Source organism: Streptomyces sp. NPDC096132, assembly GCF_044763345.1.
GTDB lineage: Bacteria > Actinomycetota > Actinomycetes > Streptomycetales > Streptomycetaceae > Streptomyces.
In genome coordinates this window covers 62,688-77,496 of sequence record NZ_JBIWGA010000032.1, presented here as the reverse complement: position 1 = coordinate 77,496, position 14,809 = coordinate 62,688, and the positions used below count along the sequence as shown (strand labels likewise).

13 protein-coding genes are annotated in these 14,809 nt (G+C 72.8%); 6 read left to right on the top strand and 7 right to left on the bottom strand.

The features are described from left to right. The first annotated feature begins 45 nt into the window (after positions 1–45). The gene (locus tag ACIRF9_RS44505) at positions 46–1,410 is read left to right on the top strand and encodes a hypothetical protein (RefSeq protein ID WP_403834940.1); all 1,365 of its coding nucleotides are present in this window, start codon (positions 46–48) and stop codon (positions 1,408–1,410) included. A gap of 284 nt (positions 1,411–1,694) precedes the next feature. Here ACIRF9_RS44505 and ACIRF9_RS44500 read toward each other — a convergent pair whose 3' ends face one another. Both ACIRF9_RS44500 and ACIRF9_RS44495 read right to left on the bottom strand, forming a co-directional pair. Next, on the bottom strand, positions 1,695–3,029 hold the full coding sequence (locus tag ACIRF9_RS44500; protein ID WP_403834937.1) for a PH domain-containing protein: 1,335 nt from the start codon (positions 3,027–3,029) through the stop codon (positions 1,695–1,697). Beyond that, on the bottom strand, positions 3,026–3,571 hold the full coding sequence (locus ACIRF9_RS44495; RefSeq protein ID WP_403834935.1) for a PH domain-containing protein: 546 nt from the start codon (positions 3,569–3,571) through the stop codon (positions 3,026–3,028). Before ACIRF9_RS44495 ends, ACIRF9_RS44500 begins: the two co-directional genes overlap by 4 nt. 32 nt (positions 3,572–3,603) lie before the next feature. Here ACIRF9_RS44495 and ACIRF9_RS44490 point away from each other — a divergent pair, with 32 nt between their 5' ends. Continuing rightward, positions 3,604–4,755 (top strand): NADH-quinone oxidoreductase subunit D, encoded by a 1,152-nt coding sequence (locus tag ACIRF9_RS44490; RefSeq protein ID WP_403834932.1) that lies wholly within the window; start codon positions 3,604–3,606, stop codon positions 4,753–4,755. A gap of 1 nt (position 4,756) precedes the next feature. Here ACIRF9_RS44490 and ACIRF9_RS44485 read toward each other — a convergent pair whose 3' ends face one another. Next, the gene (locus tag ACIRF9_RS44485) at positions 4,757–5,860 is read right to left on the bottom strand and encodes an SAM-dependent methyltransferase (protein ID WP_403834929.1); all 1,104 of its coding nucleotides are present in this window, start codon (positions 5,858–5,860) and stop codon (positions 4,757–4,759) included. Positions 5,861–5,978: 118 nt separating this feature from the next. Here ACIRF9_RS44485 and ACIRF9_RS44480 point away from each other — a divergent pair, with 118 nt between their 5' ends. After that, positions 5,979–7,178, top strand: a complete 1,200-nt coding sequence (locus ACIRF9_RS44480; RefSeq protein ID WP_403834926.1) for a sensor histidine kinase — start codon at positions 5,979–5,981, stop codon at positions 7,176–7,178. Positions 7,179–7,250: 72 nt separating this feature from the next. Then, on the top strand, positions 7,251–7,919 hold the full coding sequence (locus ACIRF9_RS44475; protein WP_403834924.1) for a response regulator: 669 nt from the start codon (positions 7,251–7,253) through the stop codon (positions 7,917–7,919). 23 nt (positions 7,920–7,942) lie between these two features. Here ACIRF9_RS44475 and ACIRF9_RS44470 read toward each other — a convergent pair whose 3' ends face one another. The 4 genes from ACIRF9_RS44470 to ACIRF9_RS44455 all read right to left on the bottom strand — a co-directional run bounded on the left by ACIRF9_RS44470 (position 7,943) and on the right by ACIRF9_RS44455 (position 12,256). Next, on the bottom strand, positions 7,943–9,049 hold the full coding sequence (locus tag ACIRF9_RS44470) for a DUF5937 family protein (protein ID WP_403834922.1): 1,107 nt from the start codon (positions 9,047–9,049) through the stop codon (positions 7,943–7,945). Positions 9,050–9,171: 122 nt separating this feature from the next. Then, positions 9,172–10,158 (bottom strand): aldo/keto reductase, encoded by a 987-nt coding sequence (locus ACIRF9_RS44465; protein ID WP_403834919.1) that lies wholly within the window; start codon positions 10,156–10,158, stop codon positions 9,172–9,174. Continuing rightward, a complete protein-coding gene (locus ACIRF9_RS44460) occupies positions 10,155–10,958 on the bottom strand; it encodes a thioesterase II family protein (RefSeq protein ID WP_403834916.1) in 804 nt (267 codons plus the stop codon). The genes ACIRF9_RS44465 and ACIRF9_RS44460 overlap by 4 nt, the downstream gene beginning before the upstream one ends. An 11-nt stretch (positions 10,959–10,969) precedes the next feature. After that, a complete protein-coding gene (locus ACIRF9_RS44455; RefSeq protein ID WP_403834914.1) occupies positions 10,970–12,256 on the bottom strand; it encodes a cytochrome P450 in 1,287 nt (428 codons plus the stop codon). Between the two features lie 408 nt (positions 12,257–12,664). Here ACIRF9_RS44455 and ACIRF9_RS44450 point away from each other — a divergent pair, with 408 nt between their 5' ends. Next, positions 12,665–14,257, top strand: coding sequence for a condensation domain-containing protein (locus tag ACIRF9_RS44450; protein WP_403834911.1), 1,593 nt, complete (start codon positions 12,665–12,667; stop codon positions 14,255–14,257). After that, positions 14,257–14,809: acyl carrier protein (locus ACIRF9_RS44445; RefSeq protein ID WP_403834908.1), on the top strand; the 553-nt coding region annotated here is incomplete at its 3' end. The genes ACIRF9_RS44450 and ACIRF9_RS44445, both read left to right, overlap by 1 nt.

Genomic DNA, 14,809 nt, shown 5'->3' with positions numbered 1-14,809 from the left:
GGGGCGGGGCGCCAACATTCGCCTACGCGCGGTAAGTTTCTGGCCATGCCACGTGGACGTCACCGCCATTCCCCGCCTTTGCACAGGCTGCTGCCTCCTTCGGCGATCGCAGGCGTCTCCCTCATCTGTGCCTTCGGTCCCTGGGTGTTCTCGGATCCCGCCCTGCTCCGCGTCGTCGCCGCGGTCGCGGCGGCCACCGCGGTCGTCGGGGCCGCCGTCCTGCGCCGTTGGGACATGCAGGCGGGTAAACAGGTCGCCGACCTCACGCGCGCGCGTGCGAGCGACGAGTGGCGCTTCGAGGAACGGGTCGCCGAACTGGAGACCGACCTCGACGAATCGCGTGAGCTGCGCGTCAAGCTGGAGCAGCGGCTGCGGGCCAAGCGCACCGAGCTGGCCGGCCTGCGCAACGAGCACGCCGCCCTGCTGCGCCGCTACGCCACGGCGGAGACCGAGCGGGCGAGCGCCCTGGAGGGCCGCCGTCTGCTGGAGATAGAGACGGTCGCGCCGGAGACGCACGCTCTGCCTCCCGCGCGCGTGTCGGAGGAGCAGGACGCGGAGACGGCGGTCTCCGAGGCGGCCGAGAAGGCGGAGACGGCCGAGGCGGTCGTGGAGGCCGAAGAGTCGGCGGAGGCCGAGGCCGAGGCGGAGTCCAAGGCTCCGGCGGTCTTCTCCCCGGAGGGCTCGCAGTTGTACCTGCGGGCGCAGGCGGCGCTGGTCAAGCTCGACCCGGAGGCCGCCCCGGTCGCCGAGGGCGACGACTCCGACGAGGAGGAGCCCGCCACGGTTCCTTCCGGGGAGGCCGGGACCACGGAGGCTGCTCAGGAGGACGAGGCCGAGGGGAAGCCCGAGGCGGTCGACGAGCACGCGCGCGCGACCGCCCCTCACCCGGCTGACGAGGACGACGAGAGCCTGTCGGAGGAGGCCGCCACGGTTCCTTCCGGGGAGGCCGGGACGCCTGCTTCGGACACCTCCGGCTCCGGGATCCCGGGTTCCGGGATCCCGGCTCCTGCGGCCGAGTCCGCAGCGTCCGCGCCCGCCGTGTCCGGGTCCACCGCGCTCGTCCGGCGGCCCGCCGGTCCCGTGCAGCGGCCCTCCGGGCACTTCACCGTGCCGACCGCCGTGGCCGTCGTACCCGCCGCCCAGCCGGTACGGCGTCCCGCGGTCGAGGGCGGGTTCGACTTCTTCGGTACGAAGAGCACGGCACCGTCGAACGCGCTGGAGGCCGTGCAGAACGAGGACCTCGCCGACGTCGTCGGGCAGGAGGCGCTCGCGCTGCACAAGGCCGAGGCCGAGGCGGAGTTCAAGCCGGCGGGCGAGGAGTCGCGAGGGGTCGGCCAGGTGATCGACCTGACCGCGCACGACGAGACCGAGGTGATCGACCTCCAGGGCCTGCGCAGCGCGGTGTCCTGACCGGTCGTCACCCACTCGCTCCACACCGAGGGCCGTGGGGGGGGGGGGGGGGGGGGGGGGGGGGCCCCGGCGGCCCCCCCCCCCCCCCCCCCCCCCCCCCCCCCCCCCCCCCCCGGGGGGGGGGGGGGGGGGGGGGGGGGCGGTCGGGGGGGGCGCCCCCGCTGGCTTTTGTTCGGGGGGGCCCCCCCCCCCCCCCCCCGGGGCCCCCCCCCCCCGGGCGGGGGGCGCGGCCCCCCCCCCCCCCCCCCCCCCCCCCCCCCGGCCCTTCGGCCGTCCCGCGCCCGCTACGCCATCCAGCGGTCGGGTTGTGCGGTGCGGCGGCCTGTTCGGGAGCGTTCGGCCTGGGAGTGGAGTAGTCGTGCGGCTTCCTGGGCGTCTCTCAGGCGGGCTGTGACGGTCTTGTTGGCTCCCGTGTCCACGTGGACCGCCGCGAGGCGCCAGAGGCGCTGCCAGGGGCCCTGTGCCAGCCGTACGCTCTGGACCTTGGCGTGGGGTACGAGCGCGAGGCTGCGGTGCAGCAAGCCGTGCCGGGTGGCGAACACGGTGTCGGTGACGGCGATGCCGTAGCCCCGCCACCACAGCGGCACGCACCGGCCGGCCCGGCGTGGCGGGCGCGAAAGCGAGGCCGCCGTCGGCACGGTCACGCCGGGCAGCACGCGCGCGACGACGGTCTCCGCGACCGCGCGCGGGGCGACCGGTACGAGCACGGAGTTGGCCGAGCCGGCCACGTCCAGCTCGACGCGCACCCAGCCCCGTCGCCGCCAGAGCAGCGGCTCCACGATCCGCACGGTCTGCACCCGCCCCGGCGGCACCGTCTCGTGCGTGCGGTCCAGCAGTCCGCGGTCGATGCGCAGCCCGTCGGGCGACTCGGCGACCGTCCAGTCGTACTCGCCGACGAACCGCCCGGCGCTGCGCGCGCCCGCCGCGCCGAGCAGGGGCAGGCCGGTCGCGAGGACCGTCACCACGCTGTGGGTGACGAGCCACAGGACGGGCGGGACGACGAGGGCGGCGGCGAGGGCGCCCCAGGTCGCGCCGGTCAGGACGAGGGCGACGGCGAGGTCGCGCGCCGGTACGCGCAGCAGATCGCGCGCCGGCGCCTCGCCCACCTCGTGCGCCGTCTCGGGTGCGAAACCGGCCGCCCGCGCGAGCAGTTCGGCCCGCAACGCGCGTGCCTCGTCCTCGCCGAGGAAGGCGAGTTCGTCCTTCTTGTCGGCGCCGACGACGTCGAGCCGCAGTTTCGCGACGCCCGCGATCCGCGCGAGCAGCGGCCGGCTGACGTCGACGGCCTGGATGCGCTCCAGACGGATGTGCGCGGTGCGCCGGAACAGCAGGCCGGTGCGGATGCGCAGCTCGCTGTCCGTCACCGCGAAGTGGGTGAACCACCAGCTCAGGAATCCGTAGGCGGCGGCCACCGGGACGAACACGGCGAGCGCGATCAGCAGGGTCGTCGTGGTCAGCCGGGTGAGCTGCTCCTGCGCCTGGTTGGGGTCGTGCACGGCCCAGCCGACGAGCACCGCGACCGGAGCCCAGGCACGCCGGAACGGTGTGACGGGATGCAGCCGGTGCTCGCTGACCTGCCGTGGTCCGCGTACGTCGTCGGTGGCCCCGGGCGCGGTCACAGGCCCGCCGATCGGGCCTCGCCGAGCTCGGTGAGCCGGTCCCGCAGCCGTTCCGCCTCCGCCGGGTCGAGGCCCGGGATGGTCGCGTCGGTGGCGGCGGCCGCGGTGTGCAGCTGGACGCTGGCCAGGCCGAAGTGCCGTTCGACCGGCCCGGAGGTCACCTCCACCAGCTGCATGCGCCCGTACGGCACGACGGTCTCCTCGCGCCACAGCACGCCCCGGCTGATCAGCAGGTCGTCGGCGCGCTCGGCGTACCGCCAGGAGCGCCAGTTGCGGGCGAGGAGCTCCCAGCCGCAGCCGATCCCGGCGAGCGGCAGCAGCGCGAACGCGGCCCACGCCGGGCCGACGCACAGCCCGAGCACCAGCCCCAGGCCGAGGGCGGCGAGCCCCAGCCACACCACCAGCAACAGCCGCCGCATCCGCAGCAGCCCCGGCGGCAGCCCGGTCCACACCGGGCCGGCCTCGGTGGTCTCCGGTCCGTCCCCCGTGGTCTCCGGTCCGGCCTCGGTCGTCTCCGCGCCCCCAGGGCTCCCCGTTTCCATGGCGCCAGCGTACGTAGGGGAGACTGGATGCCATGACTCCTACGACGGAGACCACGGTCGGGATCGGCGGCGCCGCGGAGAGCACCGACATGGTGCTCAACATCGGCCCCCAGCACCCCTCCACGCACGGCGTGCTGCGACTGCGGCTGGTGCTGGACGGCGAGCGCATCCAGCACGCCGAGCCGGTGATCGGCTACATGCACCGCGGCGCGGAGAAGCTGTTCGAGGCGCGCGACTACCGCCAGATCGTCATGCTGGCCAACCGCCACGACTGGCTGTCCGCCTTCTCGAACGAGCTGGGTGTGGTCCTCGCCGTGGAGCGGATGCTCGGCATGGAGGTCCCCGAGCGCGCGGTGTGGACGCGCACGCTGCTCGCGGAGCTGAACCGGATGCTGAACCACCTGATGTTCCTGGGGTCGTATCCGCTGGAGCTGGGCGGCATCACGCCGGTCTTCTACGCGTTCCGCGAGCGCGAGGTGCTGCAGAACGTGATGGAGGAGGTTTCCGGCGGGCGCATGCACTACATGTTCAACCGGGTCGGCGGCCTCAAGGAGGACCTGCCGGCCGGCTGGGCCGCACGCGCGCGTGGCGCCGTCGCCGCCGTGCGTTCGCGCCTGGACGTCTTCGACGACCTCGTGCTCGGCAACGAGATCTTCCGGGGCCGCACACGCGACGTGGGCACGCTCTCGCCGGAGGCCGTGCACGCGTACGGCGTCAGCGGGCCGATCGCGCGTGCCTCGGGCGTCGACTTCGACCTGCGCCGCGACGAGCCCTACCTCGCGTACGGGGAGCTGCAGGACACCCTGAAGGTGGTGACCCGCAGCGAGGGCGACTGTCTCGCGCGCTTCGAGTGCCTCCTGGCCCAGACCCACAACGCGCTCGACCTCGCGGACGCTTGCCTGGACCGTCTCGCCGAGCTGCCGCCCGGCCCGATCAACCAGCGGCTGCCCAAGGTCCTCAAGGCGCCCGAGGGGCACACGTACGCGTGGACCGAGAACCCCCTCGGCATCAACGGCTACTACCTCGTCAGCAAGGGCGAGAAGACGCCGTACCGCCTGAAGCTGCGCTCGGCCTCCTACAACAACATCCAGGCCCTCACCGAGTTGCTGCCGGGCACGCTGGTCGCGGACATGGTGGCGATCCTGGGGTCGATGTTCTTCGTGGTCGGGGACATCGACAAGTAGGTCACGCGAGCTGGTCCGCCAGTGGGTCGGGAATTCCGACGGACTGGGTGAGCCAGCCGAAGTCGCCCAGCCCGCCCGGCGCGGTGAGCTCGGCGGCCTCCCCGGCGCTCGCGAGGGCGCGGACGTACCCGGCGGGGTCCGTGGAGGCGAGCGCGAGCGGGGGGCGTGCGCCCGTGAGGCCCAGGGCGTGCAGGGCGGCGCGCTGGGTGAGCAGGCGCGGGCGGGGCGGGGCGTACGCCGTCGTACGCGCCGCGGCCCGGGCCCCCGCCTCCGCGCACGCGTCCAGTGCCACGTGGGCCGTGAGGTCGCACGAGCCGTCCGGCACGGGTGCCGTCTCGCGGCCCTCGCGGAAGCCGGTGAGCGTGCCGAACGGGGGACGTGCGTCCGCCGTGTGCGCGTAGTCGACGGCCACCGCGAGCCCGCGCGCGACGGAGGCGACCGCGGACGCCCACGCCGTGTCCCGGGGCAGCCCGATCTCCGCCCGCAGCCCCTCCTCGGCCGGCAGCGGCCACCAGCGGGTCAGCCACTCCGCCTCCGCGCCGGACACCGGCTCCCCGAGCCGCTCGGTGCCGTCGGCGCGGACCAGCACCCGGCGGGGCACGCCGCCGGGGTCGACCTCGGCGACCTCGACCGGCACGTTGTCCAGCCACTCGTTGGCGAACAGCAGCCCGGTGATCCCCCGTGGGGGCTCGGACAGCCACTCGATCCGGTGAGCGAGGCCCTCGGGGCGGTCGGCGATCTCGACGGCGTACGCGCGTGTGCGTGCGGCGACCTCGGCGGGGAGCGCGGCGAGCACGCCGGTGACCAGTTCGCCCCGTCCGGCGGCCATGTCGACGAGATCGAGCCCCTCGGGCCGGCCCAGCGTCTCGTCGACGCGGCACAGCAGGCGGGCGACGGCGTCGGCGAAGAGGGGGGACGCGTGCACGGACGTACGGAAGTGCCCGGCGGGGCCCTCGGGCCTCCGGTAGAAGCCGTCCGTGGAGCCCGTGGCACCCGTGGCGTTTGTGCCGCCTGCGCCGCCCGTGCCGTACAGCGCCGCCCCCATCGCCGCTCGCCAGCCGCGCCAGCCGGGCCGGGCGTCGGAGTCGCTCACTTCGTGCGTCATCCGGTCAGACTAGGCGTACAGGTGATCACGGCCTCCACCTTGCGGAGTATGCGCGCCGGGACCGGATCGGCCCTCCGGTTGACCCCTGCACACAGGGCACTTCCCTACGCTGGGTTACGTGCAGCGCCTCTATGACTTCCTCCGCAGACACCCGACCGGGGTCGACGGCTTCTGGGCCCTCGTCCTGTTCGGGATCACTGTGGTGGCCGGAACCGCCGGTCAGGAGCGGGGTGGCACCGACTCCATGGCGGTGCTCGTTCCCGTGGTGTTCCTGTTGTGCCTGGTCATCGCGCTGCGTCGGCGCATGCCCGAGAAGATGCTGGTGCTGGCCGCCGTGCTCGGCGTGGTCCAGCTGGCGCTGAACGTCGCGGTGACGGCGGCCGACTTCGCCCTGCTGGTGATCGTCTACACGGTCGCCGCGACCGGCGCCCGCTGGGCCTCCCGGCTCGCGCTGGCCATGGGGCTGAGCGCGGCCACGGTGGCGCAGGTGCGCTGGCCGGAGGACGCCAGTGTGCCGGGCCAGGTCGCGATCATCGTGTTCCAGACGGTGCCGTTCGCCCTCGCCTGGGTGCTGGGCGACTCGATGCGCACCCGGCGCGCGTACTTCGCGCAGCTGGAGGAGCGCAACGCGCGGCTGGAGAAGGAGCGCGAGGCACAGGCGAAGGTCGCGGTGGCCGCCGAGCGCGCCCGTATCGCGCGGGAGCTCCACGACGTCGTCGCGCACAACGTGTCGGTGATGGTGGTGCAGGCCGACGGCGCCGCGTACGTCCTCGACGCGGCCCCCGACCAGGCGAAGAAGGCCCTGGAGACGATCTCCTCCACCGGCCGTCAGGCCCTCGCGGAGATGCGCCGGCTGCTGGGCGTCCTGCGCACCGGGGAGCATCAGGAGGGCGGCGAGTACGTGCCGCAGCCGGACGTCGAGCAGATCGACGACCTCGTCCAGCAGTGCCGCGGCTCGGGCCTGCCGGTCGACTTCAAGATCGAGGGCACGCCGCGTCCGTTGCCCAGCGGCGTCGAGCTCACCGCGTACCGGATCGTGCAGGAGGCGCTGACGAACACCCGCAAGCACGGCGGGCCGAACGCGGGCGCGAGCGTCCGGCTGGTCTACTTCGACGACGGTCTCGGGCTGCTCGTCGAGGACGACGGCAAGGGCGCCCCGCACGAGCTGTACGAGGAGGGCGGCGCCGACGGGCAGGGCCACGGGCTGATCGGCATGCGGGAGCGGGTCGGCATGGTGGGCGGCACCCTGGACGCGGGCCCCCGCCCCGGCGGAGGATTCCGCATCAGTGTGCTGCTGCCGCTGAAACCGGCGCATTGACGTTTACGCACGCCCCCCGTTGACACCTGTCACGCCCCCAACTCACAGCGACAACCCACGGAAGAGGACCCGATGACGATCCGCGTGATGCTTGTCGACGACCAGGTGCTGCTGCGCACCGGGTTCCGGATGGTGCTCGCCGCCCAGCCGGACATGGAGGTCGTGGCGGAGGCGGGCGACGGCGTCGAGGCCCTCCAGGTGGTGCGGTCCACGGCCGTCGACGTCGTGCTGATGGATGTGCGCATGCCGAAGCTGGACGGGGTGGAGGCCACCCGGCGGATCTGCGCGGAGCCCAACCCGCCCAAGGTGCTCATCCTGACCACCTTCGACCTGGACGAGTACGCGTTCTCCGGGCTGAAGGCGGGCGCGTCCGGCTTCATGCTGAAGGACGTGCCGCCCGGGGAACTCCTCGCCGCGATCCGCGCGGTGCACAGCGGCGACGCGGTGGTCGCCCCGTCCACCACCCGCCGACTGCTCGACCGGTTCGCGCCGATGCTGCCCAGCGCCGGCAAGGACCCCCAGCACAAGGAACTGGAGCGGCTCACCGACCGCGAGCGCGAGGTCATGGTGCTGGTCGCCCAGGGCCTGTCCAACGGCGAGATCGCGGCCCGACTCGTGCTGTCCGAGGCGACGGTGAAGACCCACGTGGGCCGCATCCTGACCAAGCTGGGGCTGCGGGACCGGGTGCAGGTGGTGGTCCTCGCGTACGAGACCGGGTTGGTGCGGGCGGGGGGCCGCTAGGGGCTGTGCGACGGCCGGCCGGGTCAGCGGAGGATCCCCTCCAGGAAGTCGCTGCCCAGGCGGGCCACCACCGTCACGTCGAGCTGGTGCAGGACGTAGCGGCCGCGGCGGCGGGTGGTGATGAGGCCGGCCTTCTTGAGGACGCCGAGGTGGCGGGATATCTCCGGCGCCGTCATGCCCAGGGACTGCGCGATCTCGCTCGTGGTGTAGGCGCTGCGGGCCAGCAGCCGGCAGATGCGCATCCGGACGGGGTGGGAGAGCGCGGTGATGCGCAGGGTCAGTTGCTCGACCGACGGCGGTGAGGCCAGTTCGGGGGAGCCGACCGGGTAGTGCAGGACCGGCTGCCAGCCGTACCGGTGCAGCACCATCAGGTGCGGCCAGCCGAGGCTCGTCGGGACGAGGAGGAGCCCGCCGTCCGCCGTGGTGGTGCGGCCGTTGGCCATCTTGTCCACGGAGATCAGCGCGGCGCCCTCGTCCAGCGTCACGGCGGACGACACCGAGCCGAGTGCCTCCGCCAGGCCCTTGCGGCGCAGCAGCTCCGTCTTGTGGCGGGCGTCGGCGGCGAGCGGGTGGCTCACCCGGGCCCAGACGTCGGCGAAGAACGCCTCCGCGCAGTCCTGGAGGAACTGCCGCAGCCAGGCGCGCACGGCCGGCGGGTCGTCGAGCAGCCGTCTGGTGAAGTGCACCTGCCGGGGGCCGCGGGAGGCGGCGAGGTCGAGGGCGCGGCGGTGCTGGGCGGGGTCGGCGAGGACGTCGAGGTCCGGCGTCTCGTACCCGGGGGTGCACATGAATTCCGTCGCGGCGTTCACGAACTGTTCGTCCGTGAGCTTGTCGAGGAGGTCCAGTTCCTCGGCGAGCGTGGCGCCGGGCAGGGTGCCGCGGCCCGGGAGCCCGGCGTACGGCAGGAAGAGGTCGGAGAACGTGGTCCGCCACAGGAAGTCGGCCTCGCACATCCGGTCGGCCAGATACGGGTCCAGGCGGGCGGTGACGCCGGTGACCCAGCCCTGCAGGCCCGGGTGGTGTCCGGGCTCGGAGAGCGCGTGCAGGGCCATGCCGAGCTCGGCCAGGGGCGAGGGCACGACGGCGACCCGCTCCGGCCGCAGCCCCGTGATGTCGATGCGGACGCTCATGCCTTCATGGTGCACCCCACCACCGACAACCCCCCTCTCGATTGACGACGGCCGTCAATCGAGAGGGGCCCGGGGGTCTCACGAGAGAGACGAGGGGCTCACGGGGAGGGAGGCGAGGGGGCTCAGTTCACGCCGTCCAGTTTCGCCCGCTGCTCCGCCGTCAGGTCCAGGTCGACCGCCGCCAGGCTGTCGTTCAGCTGTTCGACCGAGGAGGCGCCGACCAGCGGCAGGATCGGGATGTCGCCGCCGATCAGCCAGGACAGCACCACCTGGTTGACGCTCGCGCCGGTCTCCTCGGCCACCTCGCGCACGGCCTGGAGGCGGGGCTGGGTGCCCGCGTGCTCGAAGCCGGGACCGAGCGGCTTGTCGTCGCGGACGTACGCCCCGGCCAGCAGCGGGGAGTAGGCGACCTGGGTCAGGGACGGGTTGGCGCGGACGTAGCTGAGCAGGTCCGCGCTGACCAGGCCCTGGTTGCCGTCGGGCGAGCGCAGGCTCGGGATGTCCGCGCGCTGGCGCAGGTAGCTGTGGTGGTGCTGGAGGACCTCGTAGCCGGGCAGGCCGGCCGCCTTGGCGAGGTTGCGGGCGGCCTCGATCCGCCAGGCCCAGTGGTTGCTCGCGCCGAGCAGACCCGCGACACCGTCGGCGACGACCTCGGCGAAGCCGTGGACGGTCTCCTCCAAGGGCGTCTTCTCGTCCATGATGTGCGCGTACAGGAGGTGGATACGCTCGATGCCGAGCCGCTCCCTGCTGCGCTCGGCGGATTCCCGGATCGTTTTGGCCGAAAGTCCCTCGACATCGAGGCTGAAACCGCTCGACGGGGCGTTCGGGCGGGCGCCGAGTTTCGTGGCGACGGTGATCTCGTCGCCGATGCCACGGCTGCGGATCCAGCGGCCGAGCAATTCCTCGCTTTCGCCGCCCTGCGTTCCGTTGGCCCAGAACGCGTAGTTGTTGGACGTGTCGATGAAGGTGCCGCCCGCTTCGACGAAACGGTCGAGAACGGCGAAAGACGTCGCTTCGTCGGTGGCCGTCCCGAAGTGCATGGATCCAAGGCTCAGGACACTCACCTCACGGCGGGTGGCCGGGTCGCTTCCGATGACGCGGTATTTCATGGGAGTCCTCTTCGGGGCTTCGGTTCGGGGATTCGGAACGGTGCGGCGGCAGAGACCGGAATCGTCAATTCCTGATGAACGATTTCCACGACGGCGTCGAGATGCGGCACGAGGAAGAAGTGGCCGCCCTCGAAGACGTGGAGCGCGAACCCCTCCGTCGTGTGCGCGGCCCAGGCCCGGGTCATGGGGGCGTCGACGCGCGGATCGACGTCCCCGATGAACGCGGTGACGGGACAGTCGAGCGGCGGCGCGCCCCGGTAGCGGTACGTCTCCGTGGCGACGTAGTCGCTGCGCACCGCGGGCAGGATCGCCGCGAGCAGCTCGGGGTTCTCCAGCATCCGGGTGTCCGTGCCGCCCAGGAGCTTCATGTCGGCGATCAGCTTCTCGTCGCTCGCCAGGTGCACCGAGCCGGGCGCGGGCACCGAGGGCGCGCGCCGCCCGGACACGAACAGGGCGCTCGGACGGGCCCCGGCGGTGTGCAGCCGACTGCCGACCTCGAACGCGAGCGTGGCGCCCATGCTGTGCCCGAACAGGGCGAACGGCCCCTCCTCGGCCCACTCGGCGAGCTCGGCGGCGACGGTGTCGGCCAGCTCGTGGAGGTCCTCGACACAGGGCTCGTGGAAGCGCTCCTGGCGCCCCGGGTACTGCACGACCAGCACCTCGGCCCGCGGGGCGAGCCGCGCCGAGAAGGGGTGGAAGAACGAGGCGTTGCCGCCGGCATGCGGGAAGACGAACAGGCGTACCGCGCCCGGGGCGCCGGGGTGGAAGCGGCGCAGCCACGGGGTGGCGGGCGCGCTCACGGCCATCCCCGTCACCCCGCCCGGCCCGCGCCGGCCCTCGCCCGGGCGGTGATGGGCACGTGCTTCCAGCCGGAGACGAAGTTGGAGGCGAGGCGTTCCGGCTTGCCGGCGGGCCGGAAGTCCTCGAAACGGGTGAGGAGTTCCTCGAACAGGATGCGCAGGGTGACCCGGGCCACGCTGTGCCCGATGCAGTAGTGCGGGCCGATGCCGAAGGCGATGTGCTTGTTGGGCTTGCGGCGGATGTCGAAGGTGCCCGCGTCGGGGAACACGGCCTCGTCGCGGTTGGCGGAACCGAGCCAGACGACCACCGCGTCACCCGCCCTGACCAGGGTGTTCCTGACTTCGACGTCCCGGGTGGCGTAGCGCAGGAAGTGGTTGACGGGTGAGGCCCAGCGCAGTGCCTCCTCGGTGGCCGTGGTGTTGACCTCGGGGTGCGCGGCCCAGTCCTCCAGGACGCCCTGGTCGATGAACTCCGCCATCACGTAGTTGGGGGAGTGCGGGGTGGTGACGTTCGCGCCGAGGAGCAGGCTGTAGCAGTTCGCGACGATCTCGCCGGGGTCCATGTGGCGGCCCTCGAACTCGGTCGTGATCAGCACGCTGAGCAGGTCGTCGCCGATGTTGCGGCGGCGGAAGCGCATCAGGTCCTGGAAGTAGGCGAAGAGGTCGCGGTGGGCGCGCTCCAGGGTGGCGGCCTTGCCGCCCGGGTCCTGGTACTCGGGGTCGTCCGCGGCGATGCAGATGGTGGTCAGCCGGCTCAGCCAGGGCCAGTCCGCCCGGGGCAGGCCCATCATGGTGCCGGTCACGGACATCGGCATGGCCAGCATGGCCTCGGCGAAGTCGAACGTGCCGCCGTCGCCGAGCGGGGCGATCAGGTCCACGACCAGGGGTCTGATCATGTCCTTCTGCCGCTCGACGGCCTTCACGGCGAGGGCCTTCTTCAGCCGTGTCTGCATCTCGGTGTGGCGCGGCGGGTCGGTGACGGCGAGCTGCTTGCCGCCGGCCGGGTCGTCGGTGCCGAGCAGGTCGAGCATGGTGCCGCGCTCGGAGGTGAAGGCGCCGGTGTCGCGCAGGACGCGCTCGGCGTCGTCGAATCCCACGATGTTCCAGAAGCCGCGCCGGTCGTCGACCTCCTGGCGCGTCAGGGTCTCCTGGGCCCGCATCCATCGCCATACGGCGTGCGCGTCGCCCCCGCTGTACAGCCAGGGGTCGACGAGATCGGCGGTCGCCCCTGTCGCCCCCTGGTGCACGGGGCATCCGGAAATCGCTGCGCTGGGTACGGCGGCGTCGTGGACTTTCAAGGGGGTGGTCCTTTCGTCCGGTCGGGATGCCGCGAGACAACGTACACGACGGGTGTCGAGTGAAGGTTAATAATTTGACGATCCTTTGACGGCGTTCGCGTGACCGCAATGAATTGGACATGTTCAGGCTTGAATTGATTTCGAGCCACCTGGCCAAAAAGTACCCCGGAGATGCTGATCAGCAGGTCGGCGGGGTGCGACACGCCCCGGACACGCCCGGCAGGGAAAGCCTTGACATGTTCATCGTGGCCCGCCTACGGTAATTCAGCCATTGACGGGCGTTCGCCGTCCTGCCTTGATGGAAACGCCTTTTTGCTTTCCATTTGTTCGCGCACTGTTTTTCCACGTGTTATTCGTGGCTCCAGTAAGCGGTTCCATTGTTCACAAGAGTTTTCGGGGGAATCTCTCGTGTTGCCCGTTTGGTACCCGGCCACCAAGATGCAGCAGGGTCTGTGGGTCCTCGACCGCGACGAACTGCAGAGACCCACCCAACTCGTCCCGTCCGTCGTCGAGTTCACCGGCGAGGTGGACCACGGGCACCTCGTGGAGGCCGCCCGGCTCACCATCGCCCGGCACCCGTCCCTACGGGCCCGGTTCCGCTTCGACCTCAAGGGCCGCCGGGTCGAGTACAGCACCGACGGCGAACCGGGCGAGGCCGTGCTGCGCGACGCGGAGGCCGAGGGGCTGTCCGACGCCGACGTCGACGCGTACGTACGGACGCTGTGCAGCACCCCGTTCGACCTGGCCACCGACGCGCCCGCCCGGGCCGTCGTCCTCCGACTCGACGCCCGGCGCACGCTGCTGGTCCTCGTCTCGCACCACATCGTGGTCGACGGACTGTCGCGCACGATGCTCCTGGAGGAGATCTTCACCGTCTACCGGGCCCGGCTCGCCGGCACCCGGCCGGAGCTGAGCGACCCGCCGCATCCCGCCTCGGTCGTCGCCGAGCGCCCGCCCGAGGAGGTGGCCGCCCAGGTCGACGAGGTCGTCGAGCGGCTGCGCGGCGCACCCGTCGACGTACGACTGCCCTTCGAGCGCGGCGCCGGCGACGACCTGGAGGCCGCCCGGCTCGGCGCCACCGTCACCACCCGGCTCGACGCGGAACGCACCGCGAAGGCCCTCGCGGTCGCCGCCGAGGAGGGCTGTACGACGTTCATGCTCGGCGTCGCCCTGCTCGCCGGCACCCTGGCCCGCGGCAGCGGACAGCGGGACTTCCTCATCGCCTTCGCCTGGCCGGGCCGCGACCATCCGGACGCCGGCGACGTGATCGGCATGTTCATCACCACCGTGGTGCTGCGCGTCTCCCTGGAGCCGGACACCACCTGGCGGGAACTGCTGGGCAACGCCCGGATCGGCGCGATGGAGGCGTTCATGGACGCCGACGTGCCGCTGGACGCCCTCGCCGCGCGGCTCAACCCCGACCGGACCCGGATCTGGCCGCCGCTCACCCCGGTCCTGCTCAACCTCGACGACGCACCGCACACGCCCGTGCTCGCCCCCGGCGTCACCGGCCGGCTGCGCCCGCTCGACCCCCTCTACGTCAAGTACGACCTCGCGGCGTTCGTCCGGATCGCCGACGCCGCCGAGGGCCGGCAGCTGGAGCTGTCCCTCGACCACCCGACGGACGTCACCGACCACTCCGCCGTGTCCGCCTTCCTGACGGATCTGCGGCACAGTGCCGCGGACCTTGCCACCTCACCGGAGGAACCCGTGCTGGAACAGCCCGCCCGGACGATCGACCTGGACGACCCCGAGGAGCGGCTCGACCTCGTGCGGGCCGTCTGGCGCGAGGTCCTCGGCATCGAGGACACCGCCGCCGCGGACGACCTCGACGACGATGTCAGCTTCTTCGAGGCCGGCGGCGACTCGCTGCTCCTCGTCGTCCTGGTGGAGCGCCTCAGCCAGGCCTCCGGGCGGACACTGCGCACCATCGACCTGTTCCGCTCCGCCACCGTCAGCGGCCAGGCCGAACTCCTGGCGAAGCCCGCCGAGGCCGTCTGATGGCGCCGACCCGCGAAGCGCTGGCCGCCTCCGTCCTCGGCGACGGGGTGGACCCGGCGAGCTTCGCCACGGAGACGTTCCTCTCCCTCGGCGGTGACTCGCTACGGGCCATGCGCCTGGCCGCCCGGGCCCAGGAGCAACTCGGCCTGCGCATCCCCGTGCGCGGACTCCTCGGCGGGCAGCCGCTGGCCGAGGTGCTGGCGGGGGCGCGGGTCGAAGGGGTGGCCGGGGCGACCGGGGCGACTGGGGCAGCCGACGGGGCTGACACCGGCTCGGGCTTGGGCCTGGGGCCGGGGCTGGGTTCTGGCCCCGGCTCGGGCCTGGGTCCTGGCTCCGGCTCGGATTCCGGCTTCGGCTCGGGTTCGGGTTCTGGCTCTGGGGCGGATTCCGGCTTCGGCTCGGGTTCTGGCTCTGGGGCGGATTCCGGCCCCGGCTCGGGCCTGGATTCCGGCTTCGGCCCGGGGCCGGGCCCGGGCTCCGGCGCAGGCCTGGGCTCCGGCCACGGCTCGGGCCTGGATTCCGGCTTCGGCCCGGGCCCGGGCCCGGGCTCCG